Annotated in this window: 15 protein-coding genes; 6 read left to right on the forward strand and 9 right to left on the reverse strand. The window is 60.2% G+C overall.

Features of this window, described 5'->3' with window-relative positions; translation table 11 throughout:
- Nucleotides 1-167: 167 nt before the first annotated feature.
- Together BLW36_RS01560 and BLW36_RS01565 are read left to right on the forward strand one after the other, a co-directional pair.
- Complete coding sequence (locus tag BLW36_RS01560; RefSeq protein ID WP_091384395.1) at nt 168-1,280, forward strand: glycosyltransferase; 1,113 nt, start codon at nt 168-170, stop codon at nt 1,278-1,280.
- The gene (locus tag BLW36_RS01565) at nt 1,280-2,365 is read left to right on the forward strand and encodes a glycosyltransferase family 4 protein (protein WP_091384398.1); all 1,086 of its coding nucleotides are present in this window, start codon (nt 1,280-1,282) and stop codon (nt 2,363-2,365) included. Before BLW36_RS01560 ends, BLW36_RS01565 begins: the two co-directional genes overlap by 1 nt.
- Before the next feature lie 88 nt (nt 2,366-2,453).
- On the opposite strand, the gene BLW36_RS01570 is transcribed toward BLW36_RS01565, so the two are convergent.
- Genes BLW36_RS01570 through BLW36_RS01595 form a run of 6 tightly spaced genes read right to left on the reverse strand, consistent with a single transcriptional unit; the run spans nt 2,454 to nt 9,581 of the window.
- Nucleotides 2,454-4,208 carry a BatD family protein gene (locus BLW36_RS01570; protein ID WP_244506091.1) on the reverse strand — a complete coding sequence of 585 codons (1,755 nt, stop codon included), beginning with the start codon at nt 4,206-4,208 and terminating at the stop codon, nt 2,454-2,456.
- Nucleotides 4,209-4,216: 8 nt separating this feature from the next.
- Nucleotides 4,217-6,052, reverse strand: a complete 1,836-nt coding sequence (locus BLW36_RS01575; RefSeq protein ID WP_091384402.1) for a VWA domain-containing protein — start codon at nt 6,050-6,052, stop codon at nt 4,217-4,219.
- Nucleotides 6,049-7,089, reverse strand: a complete 1,041-nt coding sequence (locus BLW36_RS01580) for a vWA domain-containing protein (RefSeq protein ID WP_091384406.1) — start codon at nt 7,087-7,089, stop codon at nt 6,049-6,051. The genes BLW36_RS01575 and BLW36_RS01580 overlap by 4 nt, the downstream gene beginning before the upstream one ends.
- Nucleotides 7,082-7,648 carry a DUF4381 domain-containing protein gene (locus tag BLW36_RS01585; protein WP_091384409.1) on the reverse strand — a complete coding sequence of 189 codons (567 nt, stop codon included), beginning with the start codon at nt 7,646-7,648 and terminating at the stop codon, nt 7,082-7,084. The genes BLW36_RS01580 and BLW36_RS01585 overlap by 8 nt, the downstream gene beginning before the upstream one ends.
- Nucleotides 7,645-8,610 (reverse strand): DUF58 domain-containing protein, encoded by a 966-nt coding sequence (locus BLW36_RS01590; protein WP_091384411.1) that lies wholly within the window; start codon nt 8,608-8,610, stop codon nt 7,645-7,647. The genes BLW36_RS01585 and BLW36_RS01590 overlap by 4 nt, the downstream gene beginning before the upstream one ends.
- Entirely contained in the window at nt 8,610-9,581 is a 972-nt protein-coding gene (locus BLW36_RS01595; protein WP_091384414.1) for an AAA family ATPase, read from the reverse strand. The genes BLW36_RS01590 and BLW36_RS01595 overlap by 1 nt, the downstream gene beginning before the upstream one ends.
- Before the next feature lie 318 nt (nt 9,582-9,899).
- Between BLW36_RS01595 and BLW36_RS01600 the strand changes: the two genes are divergently transcribed.
- Both BLW36_RS01600 and BLW36_RS01605 read left to right on the forward strand, forming a co-directional pair.
- Nucleotides 9,900-14,780: an NAD-glutamate dehydrogenase gene (locus BLW36_RS01600; protein ID WP_091384416.1), complete on the forward strand. Its 4,881-nt coding sequence runs from the start codon at nt 9,900-9,902 to the stop codon at nt 14,778-14,780.
- 91 nt (nt 14,781-14,871) lie between these two features.
- Nucleotides 14,872-15,909, forward strand: coding sequence for a quinone-dependent dihydroorotate dehydrogenase (locus BLW36_RS01605; RefSeq protein WP_091384419.1), 1,038 nt, complete (start codon nt 14,872-14,874; stop codon nt 15,907-15,909).
- Nucleotides 15,910-16,009: 100 nt separating this feature from the next.
- Here BLW36_RS01605 and rmf read toward each other — a convergent pair whose 3' ends face one another.
- On the reverse strand, nt 16,010-16,261 hold the full coding sequence (gene rmf / locus BLW36_RS01610; protein WP_091384423.1) for a ribosome modulation factor: 252 nt from the start codon (nt 16,259-16,261) through the stop codon (nt 16,010-16,012).
- 464 nt (nt 16,262-16,725) lie between these two features.
- Here rmf and rlmKL point away from each other — a divergent pair, with 464 nt between their 5' ends.
- Nucleotides 16,726-18,939 carry a bifunctional 23S rRNA (guanine(2069)-N(7))-methyltransferase RlmK/23S rRNA (guanine(2445)-N(2))-methyltransferase RlmL gene (gene rlmKL, locus BLW36_RS01615; protein WP_244506092.1) on the forward strand — a complete coding sequence of 738 codons (2,214 nt, stop codon included), beginning with the start codon at nt 16,726-16,728 and terminating at the stop codon, nt 18,937-18,939.
- Nucleotides 18,940-19,034: 95 nt separating this feature from the next.
- Here rlmKL and BLW36_RS01620 read toward each other — a convergent pair whose 3' ends face one another.
- Both BLW36_RS01620 and BLW36_RS01625 read right to left on the reverse strand, forming a co-directional pair.
- Nucleotides 19,035-21,467 carry a bifunctional serine/threonine-protein kinase/formylglycine-generating enzyme family protein gene (locus BLW36_RS01620; RefSeq protein ID WP_091384427.1) on the reverse strand — a complete coding sequence of 811 codons (2,433 nt, stop codon included), beginning with the start codon at nt 21,465-21,467 and terminating at the stop codon, nt 19,035-19,037.
- An 18-nt stretch (nt 21,468-21,485) separates the two neighbouring features.
- Nucleotides 21,486-22,409 (reverse strand): PP2C family protein-serine/threonine phosphatase, encoded by a 924-nt coding sequence (locus tag BLW36_RS01625; RefSeq protein ID WP_091384430.1) that lies wholly within the window; start codon nt 22,407-22,409, stop codon nt 21,486-21,488.
- Between the two features lie 313 nt (nt 22,410-22,722).
- On the opposite strand from BLW36_RS01625, the gene BLW36_RS01630 reads away from it, so the two are divergent.
- Nucleotides 22,723-23,589: an FHA domain-containing protein gene (locus BLW36_RS01630; protein ID WP_091384433.1), complete on the forward strand. Its 867-nt coding sequence runs from the start codon at nt 22,723-22,725 to the stop codon at nt 23,587-23,589.
- Nucleotide 23,590: the final 1 nt, after the last annotated feature.

Raw genomic sequence — 23,590 nt, forward strand, 5'->3', positions numbered from 1 at the left:
AGAGGGGCGCTTGTGGGCGCAAGTTGGTCGAAAATCTACATTCTCCATGGCGCCAATCAGGCGCTTAATATACAGTAACCCCCTTAAAAACAACAGGTTAACGATGGTGCTGTAGCCTCGAAACGATGCGCTACCGCCAAAAACGATCAAAAAATGTACAGCCCTATATGAGAGTTCTCCACTGTTACCGTACCTTCTACCCGGAAACCCAGGGGGGGCTTGAACAGGCGATTTTGGAGATGGCACGCCACGAGGCGGGTTCCGAGGTACTGACTCTTTCGTCCTCACCCGGAGAGGTCTCAGTGAGCGACATCCCGGTGAAAGCGGATCGCCGTTGGTTATCTGTGGCTTCCTGTTGTATGGGGCCGGGCCTGGTGTCAACTCTGTACAAATCACAGGCTGATATTTTGCATTTGCACTTTCCCTGGCCGTTTGGGGATTTGTCCTATCTGTTGGGTGGCCGACGTAGGCCGCTCATTGTGACTTATCATTCCGATATTGTCCGACAGCGGGCATTGGGTGCGGTTTATGGGCCGCTGATGCGGCTGTTTCTGAATAAGGCGGACAGGATTGTTGCCACTTCTCCGAATTATTTGGCATCGAGCCCGGTATTGACTGAGTACGCAAAGAAAGTTGAGGTGATTCCCCTCGGCATTTCCGAAAGTGGTTATCCGCGGCCGAGCAATAATACTATCGGGCATCTGCGCGAACGCTTTGGGCAGGACTTCATGCTATTTATTGGAGCTCTTCGCTATTACAAAGGCCTGGAGTATCTGCTGCATGCCGCAAAAGGCTTGCCTTTCCCCATATTGATTGCGGGAAAGGGGCCGGAAGAAAAAATGCTCAAAGCACTTGCGGTGACTCTGGGGGCGGAGAATGTCCACTTTCTCGGTCACGTCGATGATGAAGAGAAGATGGCACTGCTAGACCTTTGTCGAGCAGTTGTTTTCCCTTCCCACCTGCGTTCTGAAGCGTTCGGGGTGACCCTACTCGAAGGCATGATGGCTGCAAAACCGTTGATTTCTTGTGATATCGGCACAGGAACTAGTTTTGTGAATCTTGATGGGGTAACGGGGCATGTCATTGCCCCAGCGGATGTGCAAGCGCTCCGAAGCGCAATGATGGATCTCTGGGATGATCGCAAAAAGGCGGAGTCCTGGGGGCATGCGGCACGTGCAAGATACGAAGAGATGTTTACCGGTCAGAAAATGGCGGAGGCTTACCAGGACTTGTATCGGAGGGTACTGGGTGAGCGCACTGACCACGGGGCGCGTGGTTGATGTATCGTATTGCCATTGATGCGAGGCCGCTTTCTTTTCCCACCACGGGAATAGGTCGTTACACTCGAGCGATCATATCTCGTCTGATTGAGCGGGAATGGGATTGGTATCTGTATAGCGATAGGCCATTGTTATGGCCGGAGCTGCCGCCGTCGAATGTCAAAATCCGCCATCCGGCCTTCATGCCGCCGGCAGCGGGTTCAGTCTTTTCTCAGATCGCATACCCGATCTGGTGCTGGCGTGACAAGGTCGACCTGTTCTGGTCCCCTCGGCATCACTTGCCGTTAATGCTCGGGGGCGATGTTCGTTCAGTGGTTACAGTCCATGACTTGGTCTGGAAGCACTTCCCTGGGACCATGTCCCGCTTTGGCCGCTTGCTGGATGCCGGTTTGATGCCGCCGTCTATCCGTAAGGCAGATAGGGTCATTAGCGTCTCTGATTCGACAACAAGTGAAATTCTTTCCGTCAGTTCCTGTGCAACTGTTGCCACGATTTACGAGGCACCTTTCCTTGAGTTGGCAGACGAAATTCAAGACGGGAACTACTTTCTCTTTGTTGGGACTTTGGAACCACGAAAAAATCTGTCGACACTTTTGAAAGCATATCGCCTTTATGCTGATTCATGTGGTGGTGCTCTTCCCCTGAAAATTTGTGGTGGCAAGGGTTGGGGCTTGCCGGCTCTGCAGCAGCTTATCTCCGAGCTGAACTTGCAGGATAAAGTCATGCTTATGGGCTATGTATCAGATGCCGAGTTGCCTGATCTTTATCGTAATGCGCGGGCGCTGTTGATGCCTTCTTTATATGAAGGGTTTGGGTTGCCAATCGTTGAGGCATACAGTCAAAACACGCCAGTGATTACTTCGGATCGTGGTGCGATGCGCGAGGTTGCTGGCGAAGCTGCACTTCTGGTGGACCCAGAATGTCAGGTAGAGATTTCGCGTGCATTAACACAGTTAACAGTGGATTCATCTGCGCTTCGCGCACTGCAAAGGGCGGCACACCAGCGAGCTCAGCATTTTTCTTGGGACAAGGCGGCGAGGGAGACGCTGGAGCTTATGGAGTCCTTGTTAGCGTGTGGTGATTGATATGGCGAGTTCCTTCTTGGTATTCGTGCCGTCGATCGCCATATTCAGTCGTGCAAAAACCCGTTAAAAACCGAAGCTCGGGCTTTGTTTAGGCAAATAAATCTGGCAACGGTTTGGCTTCCTCCGCATCACTTTCTACCAGCTCACGTTTAAGCAGCCGGCTCACCAAAATCTGCATCTGCTGCTGATTCAGCGGCCTTGGCGGCGTGAGGTACAGAGCTGCATCGAGAAGTCGCTGGAGTTTTTGCAGCTCTTCGAATCGCAGTTCGCGATTGGCTTCGCTCAAAGTTTTGCCGCTGATATGGGGCCAGCGGGTGCGCAGCCAGTTTAATATGGCTTGTTGTATCTTCTGCGGATCACCGCTCTGCACGGCTTTCTCCAGCGCGCGGGCCTGTTGCTCGGCGTTGGGTTGCCGTTTTTCCTCTACTGAGCTAGTGATACTGCCGCGATTGCGCAGGTAAAAGAAATACAGCAGCCACAGCAGGTGGGAGGCGAGGGCAGCTATGGCCAGGTTGCGCCAGAACTGGCTCTGCTCTGCCACTGGCTCGGTGCCGGGCTTCAGCTCCGGTAACCGCTCGCCGGGTTGCTGCGAAGGTGCGGCTGCGGCCGCGCCGCTTACGGTGAAGCGGAAAGCGGGCAGCTGGGTGGCGCGCTGGCGGCCGGTTTTGGTGTCCCACCAGGTGATGGTGATGGGCGGCAGCTGATAGTCGCCGGGCTTGGTGGCGACGATGGCGGTAGTTTCTATGCGGCTGCCGGTGACGCCGCTCTGGTCTACCTGGTCATCCTGTTGTGGCTGGTCGGGGTAGGTTTTCAGGCCGTCGACACCGAGTTTCGGCAGCGGCGGCAGTTGGGCGGCGCGAAGGCCTTCGGCGCGCAGGGCGATGATGCGGGTGATGGGCTCGCCGACTCGGAAGTTTTCCGGGTCCTGGCTCCAGCTCTGCACTATGCCGAGACTGCTGGCGGGCAGCCAGTGGCTGCCGCTGTACTGGTCGGGCTTGGACTGCACCTCGATGGTCTTGGCCTCCGAGCGCAGGCGCAGGCGCTGGCTGTTACGGTTGAACAGCGAGAAGGGGTCGCGTCGGCCGGCGACGGCGACGTAGTTCAGTTGCGGAATGGTCAGCTCGCCGGAGCTTTCCGGGAAAACCGCGTAGGTGAGTTCGTAGACGGCGTGGCCAACGCCGTTGATGCGCCGTTCGTAGCGCTGTTCATCGACTTTCTCCACGTGGGCGCCGGGAATCTGCAGCGGCTCCGTGGCGATGTCGTGCAGGCCGACGGTTGTGTAAAGGCGCACCTTGACCAGTAGCTGCTCCTGCACGTAGATCTCTTCCTTGTCCAGCTCCACTTCCAGGAACGCTTGGCGGTCACCGGCATTGGGGCTGCTTCCGGCTTCGGTCACGGTAATCGGTATCGCATCTGAAACCTGTCCCTTGTAGTGGAGGGAGGGGACGAACAGCTTGCCCTCGCGTTTGGGCGCAAGAGTCAGCATCCATTCGACGAAGCTCTCGGCGCGACCATTGATGACGCGGTATTGGTTGGACTGCTGGCGGGAGAGTATGTCGAAGTCCTGTTCCAGCAGTTCAAAGTCCGGCTGGCCACCGCTTTCATCACCGGAGTAGCGCAGGCGCAGGTTCAGGGTTTCATCGATACCGATTTGGTTGCGGTCGACGGTGGCGCTGAGGTCTGACGCCTGCACCGCGCTGGCCAAGGCCAATAACAGGAAGATCTGAATCAGCCTGGATGCCCAGTGGCGAGGAGAGACTCGATTGCATAGCGCGGATACCGCTGGGGCATAGCCGGCCGCGGTTCGGCTGGTTGACGTCACTTCGAAAAGATCTTTCATCATTCTCTTCACTACCATCGCTGCGTGGCGCCATTTTCCGGCGGGCGCCACTCGCCACTGCGGTAGGCGCGCCGGCGCTGCAGGCTTTCGTATTTGAATTTCTCCCGCATCAGGCCGGCGGGGTCATCCGGTATCTGGCGCAGCCACTGATCCAGGGCCTGCTGGGTCTCCGGATCCAGCGGGCTCTCCTCGGCACCGGCGCGCTGCTGTTCTCCCTGCTGCTGGTCTTCTCCTTGCTGCTTTTCCCCGGGTTTTTGCTGTTCCTGTTCCTGCTGCTCACCGTTTTGCGGCTGCTGCGCGGAAGAGTCCTCGCTCTCGGAGCCGGATGGTTCCGACTGGGAACCGGCGTTCTGCTGGCTTTGCTGTTGTTGCTGATCCTGATTCTGTTGCTGCTGCTTGTCACCGGATTGCTGTTGCTGCTGTTCGCCGGACTGCTGCTGGTCTTGCTGGGACTGCTGTTGCTGCTTTTCCTGCAGTTTCTTCAGTTTCTCGGCGATTGCGCGGTTGTGCCTGGCGTCGGCAAACTGTGGTTGTTCTTTCAGGGCTTCGTCGTAGGCGGCGATGGCCTCATTGTAGAGCCCCTGTTGCGTCAGGCTGTTGCCGAGATTGTAGAGCCCCTCGGCATCGCTACTCCGGGCAAAATCCTGTTCGGCTGCGGGATAATTGCCGGCGCGGTAATTGGCGGTGCCGCGCCACTGGGGGCTCTCGAAGGTTTCTGCGGCTTGTTCGGGCTGGCCTTCCTCGAGTAGTTCGCGGGCCTGTTGATCCTCTCGCTGCCACAGGTCGCGCCATTCAAATGCCTGGGCCTGCTTGGCAGGCAGGAGCAATAGCGCAAATGGCAGAGTGCAGGCCAGAGCGCCGCGGCGGAATAGCAGCGCGGCGAGTGGTAATAACAGCAGCACCAGCCACGGACCCTCCTCGCGCCACTGGTCAAACTCTCGTTCCGTGAGCTGGGCCTGTTCCGGTGCTTCGGTATCCGGAAGCAGCCGGACTATGTCGCTGTCGTCGACGCTGATTCTGGCAAAGCGGCCGCCGCTACCGCGCGCCAGCCGCGCCAGCTCCCGGGCGTCGAAGTTGGCGATGATGATTGAGCCGTTGCTGTCGGTGATAAAACCGCTGCCATTGCCGCGGGGGATGGGGCTGCCTTCGCCGCTGCCGACGGCCAGAATGCTCAGCTCCACCCTGGCACCGGCGACCAGCTTGGCCACTGTGTCCACGGCCATTTCGTCGATGCCGTCGGTAACCGCCAGCAGCTGGCCGCGCCCCGCCGCGCCGTCTTTCAGCAGGCGGATGCCGGTTTCCACTGCCATTTCGATATTGCTGCCGGGCACCGGCATGATTGCCGGCGACAGAGCCGGTACGAGGTTGGCGATAGTGGCGGTGTCCTCGGTCAGTGGCGTTACCACATGGGCTTCGCCGCCATAGGCTACCAGCGCGGTAAGGCCGTCCTTGCGCTGCCGCAATATGTCGAGAACTTTCAGCCGTGCGCGGGTGAGCCGGTCCGGCGACAGGTCGGTGGCCATCATCGAGGGCGACAGGTCCAGCAGGATCACCAGCGCATCCTGGCTGCTGTATACGGGCGTGGGCAGCTTGCGCCAGGTTGGGCCGGCCAGGGCGACGATCATGCCGGCGAACAGGGTGAAGATCAGCGCGAAGAGCCACGGGCGCCGGGCACCGCCGCGTAGCAGCAGGTGTGGCAGCAGGTCGGCATCGATGATTTTCTGTAGCTGGCCACTGCTCAGCACCGTGCGGGCCAGGCCCCAGCAGGTGAGGGCGGCGGGCAACAGCAGCCACAGGAAATGCGGTCGCAGAAAGTGGAACTGTTGGAGGTCGGCAAGCGTGCTCACGAGACCCGGCCCTCCCCGATATTCCGCTCAATGGCGCTGCTCTCCCTGTTGCGGATATTGAGCAGCAGCGGCACCGCGGCCCACAGCAGTGCCAGCACCAGCGCGGCACTGAGCGGCCAGATGTACAGTGACTTCAGTGGCCGGTAGCTCTCGGCTTCCTGCTCCACCGGTTCCAGCCGATCCAGCTCTGCGTAAATCTCTGCCAGCTCCTGTGGGTTGTGGGCGCGGAAATAGCGCCCGCCGGTTTTGTCGGCGATGGCCTGTAGGGTTTCGCTGTCCAGGTCGCGGGACGGATTGATGCGGCGGCTGCCGAAGCGGCTGCCAAGCAACCCCGGCTGTACCATTTCCTCGGCGCCGACGCCGATGGTATAGACGGTGACTCCCGCCTGTTGCGCCAGCTCGGCGGCCTTCAGTGGCGAAACTTCACCCGCGGTATTGGCACCGTCGGTCAGCAGGATCAGCACGCGCTGTTCCGCCGGCCGCTGCGTCAGGCGCTTTACCGACAGTCCTATCGCATCGCCGATGGCAGTGCCCTGGCCGGCAAAGCCGATCTGTGCCTCGCGCAGCAGGGTACCCACGGTTTCGCGGTCATAGGTCAGCGGTGCCTGCAAATAGGCGCGGGTACCGAAGAGGACCAGGCCCAGGCGGTCGCCTTCGCGGCGTTCGACGAAATCGCCGACGACCTGTTTTACCGCGTCGATTCGCATTGCCGGCCGGCCGCCGAGCAGCATGTCCGGGGTTTCCATACTGCCGGAAATATCCACCGCGACGAGCAGATCCCTAGCGCTGCTGGTCTGGGTGATCGGCTCGCCGTACCACTGTGGCCGCGCGGCAGCGCCTATGAGTAACAGCCACAGCAGCGTCAGCAACAGCAGGTTGAGCAGGTTACTCTGGTCACTGCTGCCGCGCTGGGACAGCTCGGCATAAAAGGGTACTTTGAGTGCACTACTGAGCGGCCGCGAGCGCGGCATAAAAAAGCGGGCCACCAGGGGTAGCGGCAAGAGCAGGAAAGTCCATGGCCAGGCAAACTCAAACACTGCCGGCCTCCGCTGTTTCCGCTTGGGCTATGGCGGGGCGACTCTGTCTGTGACGCTGCACCCATTCTATCGCGTAGTTTCGGAAGGCTTCGTTTCCGGCCTTGTCCGTGTTGTCGGCCCGGTAGATGTGTTGCAGCACAACTTTTTTCACTGCGTCCGGGCATTCGATTTCGGCGCTGTCCTGCAGGAAGTCGAGCCAGGGGCGGCCGGTCAGGTTGCCGCAGGCGGTGCGGCCATAGGTGGTAACCGCGACCCGTTTCAGGATCTCGTTGATTTCCTGGGGGGCCATTCGGGCCCCGGCATCCACTGACCGCAGTAGTTCGACCGCCTCCACGCGGTAGCGATTGTGCAGCCGCTGTTGGCGCTTGTGTCGTAACCACAAATAGACACCGGCGGCGCAGGCTAGCAGCAGTAGCGCCAGCAGCCACCAGCCCGGTGCCGGCGGCCACCAGCTGATCGGCGCCGGTTCGTGAATATCGCGCAGCTGCTCGAGTAGCTTCTGGGCTTCCGGGGATGGCGGAGGCGCCGCCTGGGCCTGCTTCAGCACAGTCGCGTTCATGCTCGCCGCCCCCTCAACGCCTGTTGGCGCGAGCCGTAATAGGAGAGCAGGCTGGGCACCAGCGGCTGGGTGTTGTCAAAGTCCAGCAGCGGCAGGCGGTGCTTGCGGCAGAGCTGTTCCACATCGGCGCGGGCCTGAGCCTGCTTTTCGGCGAAGTGTTCGCGCAGCGGGCGGCTGCCGGCGTTCAGAAAAGTGCGCTGGCGGCCATCGGAAATCGTCAGGGAGTGCGCCGGCAGTTGCCGTTCCAGCGGATCGGTAATACGGATCACCTGCAGATCGGCGTGGCGGCTCAGCAGGTATAGAGGTTGCGAGCAGCTCTCGTCCAGATCGTGACAATCGCTGATCAGGAACAGGGCGCTGCCGGGGCGCGCAATGCGGCGGGCCTCTTCGAGCAATTGCTTGAGCGGCTGACAGTCCTGTTCGGCGATCGGGCTGTGCAGCTCGCCGGCGCGGGCAACCATACCGTGAATCATCGCCAGTACCGCGTGGTGGCTGCGGCGCGGGCGCACGGTATCGATTTCCCGATCGGCAAACAGCAGGGCGCCGATGCGGTCGCTGTGCTGCAGGCCCGCCCAGCCGAGGGCGGCGGCGATGCCACTGGCGGCGACGGATTTGAACGCCAGGTGGCTGCCGAAGAACATAGGTGAGCGCAGGTCGAGCAGAATCACGACCGGGCGCTCGCGCTCTTCCTGATACAGCTTGGTGTGGGTGCTGCCTGTGCGTGCCGTCACGCGCCAGTCGATCGTGCGCACATCGTCTCCGGCCTGGTAGTCCCGCACCTCTTCGAAGTTCATACCGCGACCGCGGTAGCGGGTGAGCAGGTTACCGGCCTGGTCGCTGCGCGCCAGGCGCGGCTTGAACAGCTGCAGCTGGCGCGCGATATAGCGCATCTGCACCAGTGGGCCCACCTTGGGGTAGGCGCCGCGCAGTACCAGCTCGGAATGGGGGGCGGCCTGAGGCATCAGATCGCCGGTACCTGTTGCAGCAGTCGCGCGATCACTTGATCAGCGGTGACGCCGGCGGCTTCGGCCTCGAAACTGAGTAGTAGGCGGTGGCGCAGAATGTCCGGAGCCACGTCCATGACATCGTCAGGGGTGACGAAGTCGCGGCCGGCGAGCCAGGCGCGGGCGCGGGCGCACCGATCCAGTGCAATTGTGGCCCGCGGGCTTGCACCAAAATCTAGCCAGGATGCTAGCTCGCTGTCATACTTCGCCGGCTCTCGTGTAGCAATGACAAGTTGGACAGCATAGGTCTCTACCGCCTCCACCATCTGCATCTCCAGAATCTGGCTGCGGGCGCGGAAAATGGTTTCCTGGCTGATCACATCGGAAGGGCGATTTTCGCCAAGGCTTGCCTCGGATCTGGCCAGGCGCAAAATTTTCGCTTCCGCGTCGGCACCCGGATAGGCAAGATTCACCTGCATGAGGAACCTATCCAATTGTGCCTCTGGCAGCGGATAAGTCCCTTCTTGTTCTATAGGGTTTTGTGTCGCCATCACCAGGAATAATTCTGGTAGCGGATAAGTTTTGCGGCCGACGCTGATCTGGCGTTCCGCCATAGCCTCCAGCAGCGCCGACTGTACTTTTGCCGGCGCGCGGTTGATCTCATCCGCCAATACCAGGTTGTGGAACACAGGCCCGGGTTGAAAATGGAACTCTCCGGTTTCCGGTCGGTAGATATCGGTGCCGGTAATATCGGCCGGCAACAGGTCCGGCGTAAATTGGACGCGATGGAAATCACCCTCAATAGCCTCGCCCAGCGTTTTGATCGCCTTGGTTTTGGCCAGCCCCGGCGCTCCCTCTACCAGCAGGTGGCCGTCCGCCAACAGGGCGATCAGTATGCGGTTGACCAGGGTCTCCTGGCCGATGATCTGTTGGCCCAGCCAGTCGCCCAGCGTGATGATGCGTTCCCTGATATTCCGGTTTGCTTCCATAGTGTCGATTCTTCTGTGAATGATCCTGCCCCCGCCCGCTCGGGGGGCTATCTATCCTCTTTATATATAGTCGCCGCCACACAGGCGGGGCCTGTTGATTTTAGTGGCACCCGGCGGAGAGGCAACCGCCGGGCAGCCGGTAGACCCCGCCGGTTGTACAAAGTTCGGCCGGGATTGTTGCAGGGTTGTAACCCAGCAAAATTTTAATTTTATGAACGTGTTCCTGCACCCGTGTGGGGATAAGACGACAGTATTTTCGGATCTGGGGAAGCCGGAACCGATGGCAAAGAGAATGAACTTGGGAGGTTCTCCGTGAATATGGCGACGGTGATCACCGACAGCCGCGAAGAATTGATGGCGCAGATCGGCGCTTTAATTCGGGAAAAACTGGCGGATCAGGCAGAGCCGGTAGTGGCTTTTGCAGAGCAGTTCCTGCACCAGTATCCACTGGAGGATCTGGCCGGGCGGCGCCTGATGGATGTCTACGGCTGCATCTATACCTGGTGGAACTTTGTCCAGCAGCGCCCGAGCGACAAGCCCAAGGTGCGGGTCTTCAATCCGCGCCTGGAGGATGACGGCTGGGAGTGTTCGCACACGGTGGTCGGCGTTCTGCAGCGGGACATGCCATTCCTGGTGGATTCGGTGCGTATCGAGATCAACCGCCGCGACACGGTGATTCATTCGATCAAGAGCACCGTGATGCAGCTGAAGCGCAGCAAGGGCGGCAAGCTGCAGAAACTGCTGCCTTCGCCCTGTGAAGCGCCGGACGAGCCGCAGCAGGCGAGCGCATCGAATGAAGCGCTGATCTATGTCGAAATCAACCTAGACACGTCAACGAGCTTCGCATCCGATCTGGCCGCGGGGTTAACGGACGTGCTCGGCGATGTCGAACTGGTCGTAGACGACTATGTGCCGATGCTCGACACCTGCAGTGCGATGGAGGACCAGCTGCACACCGGTATCGCCGAGGACGACGCCAACCTGCAGGAGGCCTGCGCCTTCATGCAGTGGATGCGCGACGGCAACTTTACCTTCCTCGGTTATCGCGAGTACGAATTCTGCCAGCAGGGAGACAAGAAAATTCTCTGCGAGGTGGAGCAGCGGCGCCTGGGTATCTTCAAGAAGCTGGAGGAGACGGCGGAGCCGACACCGGAAGCCGCTTTTAACGAAGGCAAGCAGCGTTTTTACCAGGGGCCGAACTATCTCACCTTTGCCAAGTCGTCGGTGAAGTCGCGGGTGCACCGCGCCGCCTATTCGGACTATGTAACCATCAAGCGCTACTCTGCCTCCGGCGAGGTGATTGGCGAGTCGGCCTTCATGGGGCTCTACACGTCACCGGTATATACCGAGAGCCCGGCCAAGATTCCGATTATCCGCCGCAAGATGGCATCGATTATCGAGTCCAGCGGCCTCTCGCCCCACAGTCACGATGGCAAGGCGCTGCGTCGCATCCTCGATACCTTCCCGCGCGACGAACTGTTCCAGAGCAGCACCCAGGGTCTGTTCGAAACGGTGATGGGTGTGCTGAGCATGAATGAGCGGGCGCACATCCGCCTGTTTATGCGCCGCGATCCTTTCGGCAAGTTCGTCACCGCCACCGTCTACGTGCCACGCGAGCAGTTCAACAGTAGCGTGCGCGAGCTGATCTGTGCGCATATCGCCAAGGCCATCAAGGCCATAGATTCCGACTTCACTACTTATTTTTCCGAATCCATCCTCGCGCGAGTGCACTTCGTGTTCCGTGTTTCCCCGAGCGAGCCGCTGGATATCGATGTCGCGCGACTGGAGGCGCAAATCGTGGACATTACCCGTTCCTGGGAAGATGTATTCCAAAAATCCCTGATCGAAAGCCACGGAGAGGAGGAGGGCAATCGCCTCTACAGCGTCTATGGCCGGGCTTTCCCCGCCGGCTATCGCGAGGATTTTGAGCCGCGTATCGCAGTGCAGGACATCGCCGCAATCGAAGACCTGAGCGAAGCGGACCGGGTGGCGATGAGCTTTTATCAGCCGGTCGGCGCGGCGCCCGGCAGCCTGCGCTTCAAGGTGTTCAACTGGGGCAGCGGCCTGACCCTGTCCGACGTGATTCCCGTGCTGGAAAATTTGGGCCTGCGGGTAATGGGGGAATTCCCTTACACCATTCGCCCCCACGGCAGAACCGATGTGTGGATGCACGAGTTCCATCTTGAATTTGGCCTGCCGACTCGGGTGGATGCTCAGGCCTCGCGCAACCTGTTCCAGGATGCCTTTGCCGCGATCTGGAACAATGTAGCGGAGAGCGACTCCTTCAACCGCCTGGTACTGGCGGCGCGCCTGAACTGGCGTGAAGTAGCCATGCTGCGCGCCTACGCCCGCTACCTGAAACAGACCAAGTTCAGTGCCAGCCAGGAATATATCGCCGCGACCCTGGCGAACCATGTGGAGATCACCCGCAACCTGGTGGCGCTGTTTCGCGCGTTGTTTGATCCGCGCGTAAGCAGCGGCAAACAAGACCAGACTCGCACAGAGCGGCTGATCAAGAAGATCCACCAGGGGCTCGACGCCGTCGACAATCTGAATGAAGACCAGGTGATCCGCCGCTATCTAGAGCTGATCCTCGGAACGCTGCGCACCAACGCCTTCCAATTCGACGATGAGGGTCTGCTGAAAGATTACATTTCCATCAAGTTCAGTCCGCGCAATATCCCGGGTATTCCCGAGCCGCGGCCGGAATTCGAGATCTTCGTCTACTCGCCGCGGGTGGAGGGTGTGCACCTGCGCGGCGGCAAGGTGGCGCGCGGCGGCCTGCGCTGGTCCGACCGGTTGGAGGATTTCCGCACCGAGGTACTGGGGCTGGTAAAAGCGCAGGCGGTGAAGAATGCCGTCATCGTCCCCAGTGGCGCCAAAGGTGGCTTCGTCGTGCGTCAGCCGCCGGCGGACAGCAGCCGCGAGGCGATGATGGAGGCGGGAATCGCCTGCTATCAGACATTTATCCGGGGCCTGCTCGATATCACCGACAACCTCAAGGACGGCGAGATAGTGCCGCCGGAGCAGGTAGTGCGCCGCGATGGTGACGACCCCTACCTGGTGGTGGCGGCGGACAAGGGCACCGCGACCTTCTCCGATATCGCCAACGGCATTGCTGCCGAGTACGATTTCTGGCTCGGCGACGCCTTCGCCTCCGGCGGCAGTCAGGGCTACGACCACAAGAAGATGGGTATCACCGCGCGTGGTGCCTGGGTATCGGTGCAGCGCCACTTCCGCGAGATGGGCGTCAATGTGCAGGATGAGGATTTCTCCGTCATCGGCATCGGAGATATGGCCGGCGACGTGTTCGGCAACGGCATGCTGTTGTCCGAGCACATCTGCCTGAAGGCGGCTTTCAACCACCTGCACATCTTCATCGATCCGAACCCGGATGTGGCCACCAGCTTCGCTGAGCGCAAGCGCCTGTTCGAAATGCCGCGCTCCAGCTGGACTGATTACAACCAGAAACTGATCTCCAAGGGCGGCGGCATCTTCGAGCGCCGCGCCAAGTCGATCAGCATCACTCCGGAGATGAAGGCCGCATTCGGCATCGAGGCGGACCAGCTGAATCCGAACGAGCTGATCAGCGCGCTGTTGCGCGCGCCGGTGGACCTGATCTGGAACGGCGGCATCGGTACCTATGTGAAGGCCAGCACCGAGTCCCACGCGGAGGTCGGTGACAAGTCCAACGACCACCTGCGGGTCGACGGACGCGAGCTGCGTGCCAAGGTATTCGGCGAGGGCGGCAACCTGGGCATGACCCAGCGGGGCCGTATCGAGTTCGCCCTGAATGGCGGGCGCTGTAATACCGACTTTATCGACAATGCGGCCGGTGTGGACTGCTCGGATCACGAGGTCAACATCAAGATCCTGCTGAACAAGGTCGTCACCAATGGCGATCTCACCAACAAGCAGCGCAACCAGCTGCTGGAGGATATGACCGAATCGGTGGCCGATCTGGTGCTGCAAAACAACTACGACCAGACCCGCGCGCTGAGCCTGGCGGAATACCAGGTGCCGGAACGCCTGGACGAGTACCGTCGCACCATCAATGCGCTGGAGAGCGAGGGCCGGCTGAAGCGTGCGCTGGAATTCATTCCCGACAATGAGCAGATCACCGAGCGCCAGAACAAGGGCCAGTTCCTGACCCGCCCGGAACTGTCGGTGCTCATTTCGTACGTGAAGGTGAAGCTGAAAGAAGAGCTGCTCAGTGCAGGTATCATCGACAATGCACGGGTGCAGGAGGCGGTTGAGTCGGCCTTCCCCGAGGAGCTGGTAGCGCGCTACGGCGAGCTGGTCTATGACCACCCGCTGCGCCGCCAGATAGTGTCCACCCAGGTGGCCAACGAAATGGTCAACAGCATGGGGATCACCTTCTATCACCGTATCAGCAGCGCGACCGGCGCGGATATCGATACCGTTGCCGCGGCCTATATCAGCGCCCGCGATGTCTACCTGATGCCCCAGTTCCAGGATCAGGTGGCGTTGCTGGACTATCAGGTACCGTCCGAGCTGCAGAAAAAGCTGCTGAGCTCCATGATCGGCCGCGTGCGCCGCGCCACCCGCTGGTTTATCCGCAATCGCCGCAACGAGCTGGAGCCGGCGCTGAATCGGGAACTGTTCCAGGAGTCAGTACAGAGGGTGATCAAGGCGTTGCCCGAAGTGCTGAGTGGTGCGCCGCGCCGTGACTGGGAATCCCGCTACCAGAAGTTGCTTGAGGCCAATGTGCCGGAACAGGTGGCCTTGCTGGCTGCCTCCCCGACCTACCTCTACTCGGCGCTGGGGATATCCGAATCCGCCCGTGCCAGTGAGCGCCCGGTGGAAGAGGTGGCGAGTGTCTACTTCCGCCTCGCCGACGTGCTGAATCTGCACTGGTTCGGTAACCTGATTATCGATCTGCCGGTGGAAAGTTTCTGGCAGGCCCAGGCCCGCGAGACCAGCATGGACGACCTGGATAGCCAGCTGTCCAGCCTGGCAGTCAACATCCTGAGACTTGCCGGTGAGGCAGAAGTGGATCTGGATGGTGCAATGTCCCGCTGGAGCGCTATCATGGCGCCCACGATCCAGCGCTGGAACGGCATGATCGCGGAGTTGAAAGCCGCCCCGGTGAGCGATTTCGCGATGTTCACGGTCGCGCTGCGCGAGCTGATGTACCTGGCCAACGCGACCGCTGACCAGGAGTCGCTGGCGGACTAGCGTCGCGCGGCCCGCATTGGCGCGGCCGCGCAAACACGAGGAGGGCGTTCGAAAGCGTCCTGCCTGGCGAAGAGACAAAGAAAGGAAAGGCATGTATTCACAATTGCGCAAGGCCCTGTTTGCGCTCGACCCGGAGCGGGCCCACCACCTGTCACTGGATGCCATCGGCGCGGCGGAGCGGCTCGGCCTGATGTCCCTGTTCAGCAAGCCCATCGCGGACGACCCGGTGGAATTGATGGGATTGACCCTGCCGAATCCGGTCGGGTTGGCGGCGGGGCTCGACAAAAATGCGCAGGCGTTCAACGGGCTCGGTGCGCTGGGCTTTGGCTTTGTCGAAGTCGGTACCGTGACGCCGCGTCCGCAGCCGGGTAATCCGCAGCCGCGCCTATTCCGCCTGGAGGAGGCCGACGCGATTATCAACCGCATGGGCTTCAACAACGAGGGTGTGGACTACCTGGTGCAGCGGGTCAAGCGGCGCCGCTTCGGCGGTGTGCTGGGTATCAATGTCGGCAAGAACTTCGATACTCCGGTGGAACGTGCGGCTGACGACTATTGCCTGTGTATGGACAAGGTCTATCCGTATGCGGATTACATCACGGCCAATGTTTCCTCTCCGAACACCAAAGGGCTGCGGGACCTGCAATTCGGCGAGAGCCTGAACCGGCTGCTCGGCGCAATCAAGGACAAGCAGGCACAGCTCGCGCAGCAGAGTGATCGCTATGTACCGGTGGCGGTCAAGATTGCGCCGGATATCGAGGGCGATGCGATCGCGCAGATTGCCGAGGCGTTGTGCGAGTTTGAGCTAGACGGTGTCATCGCGACCAACACCACCATTGATAAATCGGCAGTAAAACATTTGCCGCACGGCAATGAAGAGGGCGGCTTGAGCGGCCGGCCGTTGCAGCAGAAATCCACCAAGGTCATTGCCCAGCTGGCCAAAGAGCTGAGTGGCCGTATTCCGATTATCGGTGTTGGTGGGATTTTTGATGGCGAAAGTGCTGCGGAAAAAATCCGCGCGGGCGCAACTGCAGTGCAGATTTACACCGGCTTCATCTATCGCGGTCCGGAAGTGATCCGTGAAGCCGCGGACGCGATAGCGCTCGTACGCCGTAGTGGCGCCGCGAGCTGAAATCCTGTCACTCGCTCATAGCGAGATGAAGCCTGGAAAAAGCCCCGCGGCGCGGTCGGTCTAAAGCCTATTCATAGTTCGAGCTGGACGTCACTCGTAACTAAATAGTGCTCCACCCGTCGGGAAATTGGATATCGGTGGAGACGGCGCTGTAGATCTCCAGTTTTTGCGCCTTGGTGGTCTTGTCGAAGCCGTTCCAGTAGTCTTCGCGCCCTTCACGCCAGCCGTTTACCCATTCTTGGTGTGAGTCGCCATTGATGAACGGGCAGCTATCCATGGATTTGTTGTGCAGGGCTGCGAGGTAGCCCTTGTAGAATGCTCTATCGGCCGGGTTGCGTTTTTGGCGTTTCATCGTATGCAGTACCTCTGCTCTTGTTTATGCACAGGCGGCTCCGCCGCACGATCATTAGTTATTGCCGTTTTATTGCATCTGTATTTCTAAGCTTAGTGAATGATTTAGTCAGATTGTCACGCCGCCCTCCTTTTAAGTCCGCTTTACTGCAAGAGTATTGTCGTGCCTGGCGAATCAAAGAAAGCGCTCACCGTGACGCGCTGTTTCATTCGCTGAGCCGCCTGGGTTCGAGTTGCTCGACCGGTTGGCTCCTCAAAGCTAAGAGTAATGAGTGCAGATCCCAGTAGAGCAAAACGTGATCAAGGTGTGAACGAATACTTTAGTCTTAAAGCGGCTCCGCATAGAAAAAAACTGTATAGGGAAGGCTGCAGAGCCGCTATTCTGGCGCCAACATGCAATATTCTGCGCCCCGATAGTTCCGGAGGCATCTTTCCCTGCCTGGCCCTGAATATGAGTAAATAATTTTGATTGAACAGTCGACCGAAAACCTGGCGTTTACCGCCACCTGTCCGAAGGGCCTCGAGGGGCTGCTGGCCGAGGAGTTGCGTGAACTCGGGGCCGCCGATATCCGCGAGCAGCCCGCGGCGGTGTACTTTAGCGGCCCGCTGGTGTTGGCGTACCGCTGCTGTCTGTGGAGCCGGTTGGCCAACCGCATCATGCTGCGTCTGCAGCAGGTGCGTATCGGCGATGCGGAAGATCTGTACCGTGCGGTCGCGGCCCAGCCCTGGGAGCAGCATATCAGTCCGTCCGGCAAGCTGTGGCTGCAGTTTTCCGGCACCAACCGCGAGATCCGTAACAGTCAGTTTGGCGCGCAGAAGGCCAAGGATGCGATAGTCGACCGCTTGCGACGCCAGAGCGGTGCGCGGCCTGTTGTGGACAAGCAGAGCCCGGACTTGACCGTGGCGCTGCGACTGCACCGCGATAAGCTGGATATCGCCATCGACCTCAGCGGCGACAGCCTGCACCGACGGGGCTACCGTACCCATATCGGCGCCGCACCATTGAAGGAGAATCTGGCCGCGGCGCTCCTGCTGCGCGCCGGCTGGCCGAAGATTGCCGAAGCGGGCGGCGCCCTGCTGGATCCGATGTGCGGATCCGGCACCATCCTGATCGAAGGTGCGATGATGGCCGCGGATATAGCCCCGGGCCTGCTGCGGGAGAGCTTCGGCTTCGAGCGCTGGCTCAATCATCAGAGTGATATCTGGAACCAGATACGTGAGGAGGCGCTGGAGCGTCGCCGTCGCGGGCTGGAGCGTGAATTGCCGGAGATCCGTGGCTACGATGCCGACGCCAAGGTGTTGTTTGCGGCGGAAGCCAATATTGCCCGTGCCGGCCTGGAGCGGCAGGTGCGGGTCAGCTGTCGTCCCGTCGCGGCGCTCAAGGTGCCGAGTCACCGTGAGATCAAACCCGGCTTGGTGCTGACCAACCCTCCCTACGGCGAGCGCCTCGGGGAGCAGGAGGCGCTGCGCGAAACCTATGCGGAACTAGGGCGCCAGCTGAAGAGCGAGTTCGGTGGATGGCTGGCTGGTATCTTTACCGGTAACCCCGAACTCGGCTATGAGACAGGGCTGCGCTCGCACAAGCAGTACCAGCTGTATAACGGCAGTATCCCCAGCCAGCTGTTGCTGTTCCATATTCTCGAGCAGTCCGCGGACAAGGCGGCGGAAGAGGGGGCCCGCAAGCTCTCTGCGGAAGCGGAGATGGTGGCCAACCGGCTGCGCAAGAACCTGCGCACTGTCGGCAAATGGGCGCAGAAAAACGGCATCGACTGCTATCGCCTGTACGACGCCGACTTGCCTGAATACGCCGCAGCGATCGATCTATACAGATCCGTTGACGGGCAGCTTTTCGCCCATGTGCAGGAGTATCGGGCACCCGCGAGTATCGATGAGAGCAAGGCCCGTGGGCGGTTGCGCGACCTGGTGCGAGCGGTGCAACAGGTGCTGGAGATTCCGCAGCGCAGTGTCAGTATCAAGGAGCGGCGGCGCCACAGCCACAAGGGCGGGCAGAAGGGCGGCAGCCAGTATCAGAAGCAGGCACAGCTGCAGAAGCAGACAGGGGCTGCGGCCTTCTGGGTTTCCGAGTACGGGGCCGAGCTGGAGATCGATCTCTGGACTTATCTGGATACCGGTCTCTTCCTGGATCACCGCCCGGTGCGCCGCTATCTGCGGGAGCAAGCGCGGGGCAAGAAGTTTTTGAATCTGTTCTGCTATACCGCCAGCGCCACGGTTCAAGCGGCTCTGGGGGGCTGTGTGCAGAGTACCAGTGTGGATATGTCGAAGACCTATCAGGCCTGGAGTGCGCGAAATTTCCGCCGCAACAATATGGATCCTTACCAGCACCAGCTGGTGGAGGCGGACTGTCTGCAGTGGTTGACATCGGCGCAACAGAATCGCCGTGCTCACTACGATCTGATTTTCCTGGATCCGCCCAGTTTTTCCAACTCTGCCAAAATGCGTGGCGTGCTGGATATTCAGCGTGATCACGCAACACTGATCCGCCAGTGTATGGCTCTGTTAGCGCCCGGCGGGACACTGGTATTTTCCAATAATTTGCGCAGCTTCCAGATGGATGAAAGCGTGAAAACGGAGTTTTCGGTCGAGAATTTACCACTGCTCGATAAGGACTTTCAGCGCAATCCAAAAATTCACAACGTATGGAAAGTACAGTCGAAATAGAGTGGGGATGTGGCTCCGTTACGATGCGCCGATAAGCCGCAACCTTGCGGCTTATCGGCGCCACCAGCAATGCGGCGGCGAGAATTTGTATTCGATCAGTCCAGTTCCATCACCACCCGGAAGCCCACCTCGGTAGACATGGTGTTCGCGCTCAGCCCTTTGCGGTAGTCCGAACTGATATTGGCCAGCGGATCGCGCATGGAGCCGCCGCGCACCGCGCGTAGGTTGCAGTTGCTGGTAACCACGGGACGAGCGTCGCTGCGACTATTACTGTAATCGCCGAGATAGCAGTCCTGAACCCATTCGGCGACGTTGCCGGCGGTGTCAAACAATCCGAACCGGTTCGCCTCGTAATGGCCCACCGGGGCACTGGTGGCGCTGAAAATACTGTTGAATTCACTGTTACAGCCACGCCGACAATTTGCTTTGCCGCGCCCGTCGTTGTCACCCCACCAGAATGGATGTCGAACGCCCCCGCGGGCAGCGTATTCCCACTCCGCCTCACTGGCGAGACGGTAGCGCTTGCCAGTTTCCCGCGACAGCCAACGCACATAGTCCTGGGCGTCGTGCCAGCTGACGTTGATCACCGGCCGCTCGCCGCGACCCCAGCCGCCATCACCGGGCAGGGCAGCGCCGGTCGCGTCCGCAAAACGGTCGTATTCTTCGAACGTGATCTCGTGAACGGAAATGGCAAAAGGCCTGTCGATACGCACCCGATGTGCCGGACTGGCGAAAGCGCGATTGCTGTTACCCATTCTGAAACTGCCGGCCTTGACCACGATCATCTGCGGGCCACTCCCCCCGGACGCGAGCGGCGAGCGGATGGTTTTACCGTGATAGTAGGCGCGCTTAAGTTTCACGGGTATGGAAATGTCGCGATCGTCGATAACCACCCAGCGACGAACCGTGGTGTAGCCGCGTTTGCTAACCTCCAGGTCGTATTTGCCGGGCTCCAGCTCCATACCGGGTCGGTAGCGCGGATTGATATTCATGATCCGCACCCGCGCATCGCGCGGCTCCGGACGGACATTGAGGCTGAACACTTCAGGCGAAGCCTCGTCGGCGGCCTCTTGCTGTGCCGCGGAAAGTGCACTTTCCGTGTCGGCAGCCGCCTTTTCTTCCGCCTCTGCCACCGCAAGTTCCGTCGCTGCCGCTGCAGTGGTCTGCTGCGCGGCCGCCGACGTTATCTCGGTCAGTTCATTATCGGTGGAGGTACCGGCGGCTGGCGCAGCGGCGCTGAGTTTCGCTCGTTCCGCTGCGGCCGTTAGTGGTGTTTGCGCGCTCGCTTCAGGTTGCGGGGTAGCCGAATTTCCATCCGTTGCGCTCTCCGGCAGTAACAGCTGTGCGGTAAATCGGGTGGTGCTGTTCAGTAGCGGGGAGTCCGCATGCCACTGGAGCTTGAAGCTGATCAGGCTGAACAGTATCCAGGCGAAAGCGGTGGATATGCTGATCAGGCTGCCAAACAGCCACTGCCGCCGCTTGTACTGGGGCGCCTGCTGAATCACCTGTTGAATGCGCATGATCGTCGCCTGCTCTGCGCGCGGGTGATTCTCGTCTATCGGTTTATCACGCCAGCGGGCCCAGGCGCTGGCGAGCTTATCGCTCAGGGTGCCCCACAGTGTCAACAGCAGGGCGCGCATCAGGCTCGAGACGCCTACTGAGGTATTGTTGAGCTGGGTGGTCTGTGCCGCCGGTTTGCCCGCCAGAGTGGCGATCAGCTGATCAATGGCATCCACGACGTCCAGGCCGCGCTGGAAGCGGTGCTCCGGATCCTTGGCAAGGAAGCGGTCCACCAGGTTCTGGTACAGGGAGTGGCGAGCGGGCAATCGCGGAATCGGATCCGTCAGATGCTTGATAGCAATGGCTACCGCTTCATCCGCCTGGTAGGGCACGGCGCTGGTGATCATTTCATAGAACACCACGCCGAGGCTGTAGAGATCGGCGCGGCCGTCGATTGCTGCGCCGCGGGCCTGTTCCGGGCTCATGTAATGGGGTGTGCCCACGACCATGCCGGTACTTGTCATGCGCGTAGTGCGAGCGACTGCGCGCGCCACGCCGAAGTCCGTCAGCACTGCCGAGCCGTCCTCGCGGAACAGGATGTTTTCCGGTTTGAGATCCCGGTGTACATAGCCCTTGCCGTGGGCGTGGTCCAGGGCCAAGGCGATCTGCCGAGTGACGTTCAGGGCCTCCAGCGGTTCCATGACGCCCTTGGCCAGTCGATCGGACACCGAGCCGCCGGGCATATAGTCCATGGCGATGTAGTTCAGGCTGCGGTACCGGCCAATATCGTGAATCGCGACGATATTGGGGTGCGATAACTGGCCGACAATATTGGCCTCGCGCTGGAAACGTTCGCTGAAAATCGGATCGGCATTGAGTACCGGTGACATCACTTTGAGAGCCACCTGGCGTCCGACGCTGCGTTGTACCGCCAGGTAGACGGTGGACATACCGCCCTGATTAATTTTCTTCAGAATCCGGTAGCCGGGAATTTCCAGTGAGGTATTACTGGTACTGACGACTTCCATGGAGCGCTTTCCCCGGGATTAGAGTTGGCCGAGCAGGTCGGCAGCGAGGACGGCAATAAGGCCGAGTGCGACAATCGCCAGCAGCATTTTAGCGCCCAGTTTAAATCGCTGGGTGAATGCACGTAGCGCCGCAGCTGTGCGCGACGTCCACTTTTTGGTATTTGCTGGCGCCGGACTCGGCGCGTCGATGACCTGAACGGTGATATTGTCCTTGCCGCCGGCATCCAGGGCGGCGGCAATCAACAGGTCGGCGGCACGGCGATTGTCGCTGTTTTCCGCCAGTATGCGGGCGATCTGTTCCTGTTCCACTTCGGCGCTGAGGCCGTCGCTGCACAGTAACAGTCTCTGCCCTGGCGCCCAGGGTGATGACACCCGATCAATCTCCAGTTTGGGATTGGTGCTGCCGCCGATGCAGCGGGTGATTACGTGGCGATTGGGGTGATGGGCGGCTTCCGCCGAATCGATGGCGCCAGAATCAACGAGCATTTGCACATAGGAGTGATCGCTGGTGAGCTGTTTCAATGTGCCGTCATTTTCACCGGGCGACCAGAGGTAGGCGCGACTGTCGCCAACCCAGTAGATGTGGAAATAGGCGCCATCTTCGGCGACCACCACTGCTGTGGAGCCCATATTGGCGGCGTTCTGCTCGTCCCCCAATAACAGCGCATGAGCACGCTGCAGGGCCCGCTCGTAATGGCGATCGGTAGCCGCGGAGCGCTGAATTTCCTCCACCACCGTCTGGCTGGCGATCTCGCCCGCCTGATGGCCGCCGAGGCCATCCGCCACGACCCAGACACCCCGTTGCTCGTCGGCCCAGTGGGCGTCTTCGTTCTGTTCGCGTTTATAGCCGGGGTGGGTGGCGCCGGCGCTGCGCGTGGCGCCACTGGTGCGCTGGACTGTCCCGCTGTGCCGCGATACTTCGCGTACTTTGGCTTCACTCACTGGCGTGCAACTACCTGTCGTTATTCTGGTTTTCCGGCGATCCAATGGCTATCCGTGATAACCGCTGGCCTCGTCCCTGTGGAACTGCAAGGCAAAGCAGTCGATGTTGTTTTTGGCGCATTGCAGATGCTAGACGCTTTGGCCATTGTAAGCTGCAAACCGAATCACACGCTAACGAAAAACCTCGTGGTAAACTTCAGGGCATCAATAAGAATCAATATTGTGGCTGTGAACCGCCGCAAAATTGCCATCATCACCACCCGGTGAGCGCGGTATGCACTGCCGCAGCGGGTCTGGTAGGGGAATTATTCACATGTTCAAGCTTTGTGATCTGAAGGACGCCAGTTCAAGCGTCTGGTTGGTTGCGCCCAAAGTCACCATCGGGCGTGCGGCCAGTTGTGATTTGACGATTGCCGATGATTCGGTTGCCAAGTTGCATGCGGAGATCGCTGTTGAAGGCGACAGCCTGACGCTGCACAACTTATCTGGGTCCGGCCAGATTTTGCTCAACGGCAAGCCGGTAAAGACCCGCAGTGAGATCCGGCTCAACGATCAGTTGCAGATCGGTGGTCGCGTGCTGAAGGTGGTGGATCCCAAAGTGACCAAGCTGAGATCGGCGGCTCCCGCCAGCAGCGTTGCCTGGGCGCTTAGAGCAAACCATCCGGCGATTGCCGGCAAGGTCTTTCCGGTAAAAGAGACCACCGTGGTGGGGCGCTCGGATGAGTGCGATATCACCTTTTCGCTGTCGCATCTGTCCCGCCGCCACGCCCGCCTGGAGGTGCGCGAGGGGCTGCTGTTCGTTACCGATCTCGGCTCGGCAAACGGCACCTACCTGAATAACAAGCGCATCGTCGAAACCCGCGTACGCCGCGGGGACGAGCTGCGATTCGACACCTTGAGTTTCAGCGTAGTAGGTCCTGCGGACGACCTGGACAAGACCACGGTGCGCCCGGCGATCTCCATGCCCCAGATCAAGGCAGTGGTCCAGGAAGCCAGGGAGGCCGTGGACCGGCCGAGCCCCGCTTCCGAAGGTGGGTCCACACAGGAGCGGCAGAAGTTTGAAGGCAGCTCGGCGATCGCCGAAGAGGGGGGTAGCAGTGGCTGGATCTGGGTGACCGGGTTGTTGCTCACCGCGGCCGCGCTCGGCTACTTCTGGGCGCGCAACCAGGGGTTGCTCTGAC

Source organism: Microbulbifer marinus (genome assembly GCF_900107725.1).
Lineage (GTDB): Bacteria > Pseudomonadota > Gammaproteobacteria > Pseudomonadales > Cellvibrionaceae > Microbulbifer > Microbulbifer marinus.

Bases quoted from the DNA above. Each gene is read 5' to 3' on its own strand.
- BLW36_RS01585 (WP_091384409.1), bottom strand. From the start codon at position 7,648: ATGAACGCGACTGTGCTGAAGCAGGCCCAGGCGGCGCCTCCGCCATCC.
- BLW36_RS01595 (WP_091384414.1), bottom strand. From the start codon at position 9,581: ATGGAAGCAAACCGGAATATCAGGGAACGCATCATCACGCTGGGCGAC.
- BLW36_RS01630 (WP_091384433.1), top strand. From the start codon at position 22,723: ATGTTCAAGCTTTGTGATCTGAAGGACGCCAGTTCAAGCGTCTGGTTG.
- BLW36_RS01605 (WP_091384419.1), top strand. From the start codon at position 14,872: ATGTATTCACAATTGCGCAAGGCCCTGTTTGCGCTCGACCCGGAGCGG.
- BLW36_RS01570 (WP_244506091.1), bottom strand. From the start codon at position 4,208: ATGATGAAAGATCTTTTCGAAGTGACGTCAACCAGCCGAACCGCGGCC.
- BLW36_RS01590 (WP_091384411.1), bottom strand. From the start codon at position 8,610: ATGCCTCAGGCCGCCCCCCATTCCGAGCTGGTACTGCGCGGCGCCTAC.
- BLW36_RS01620 (WP_091384427.1), bottom strand. From the start codon at position 21,467: ATGGAAGTCGTCAGTACCAGTAATACCTCACTGGAAATTCCCGGCTAC.
- BLW36_RS01560 (WP_091384395.1), top strand. From the start codon at position 168: ATGAGAGTTCTCCACTGTTACCGTACCTTCTACCCGGAAACCCAGGGG.
- BLW36_RS01600 (WP_091384416.1), top strand. From the start codon at position 9,900: ATGGCGACGGTGATCACCGACAGCCGCGAAGAATTGATGGCGCAGATC.
- BLW36_RS01565 (WP_091384398.1), top strand. From the start codon at position 1,280: ATGTATCGTATTGCCATTGATGCGAGGCCGCTTTCTTTTCCCACCACG.
- rmf (WP_091384423.1), bottom strand. From the start codon at position 16,261: ATGAAACGCCAAAAACGCAACCCGGCCGATAGAGCATTCTACAAGGGC.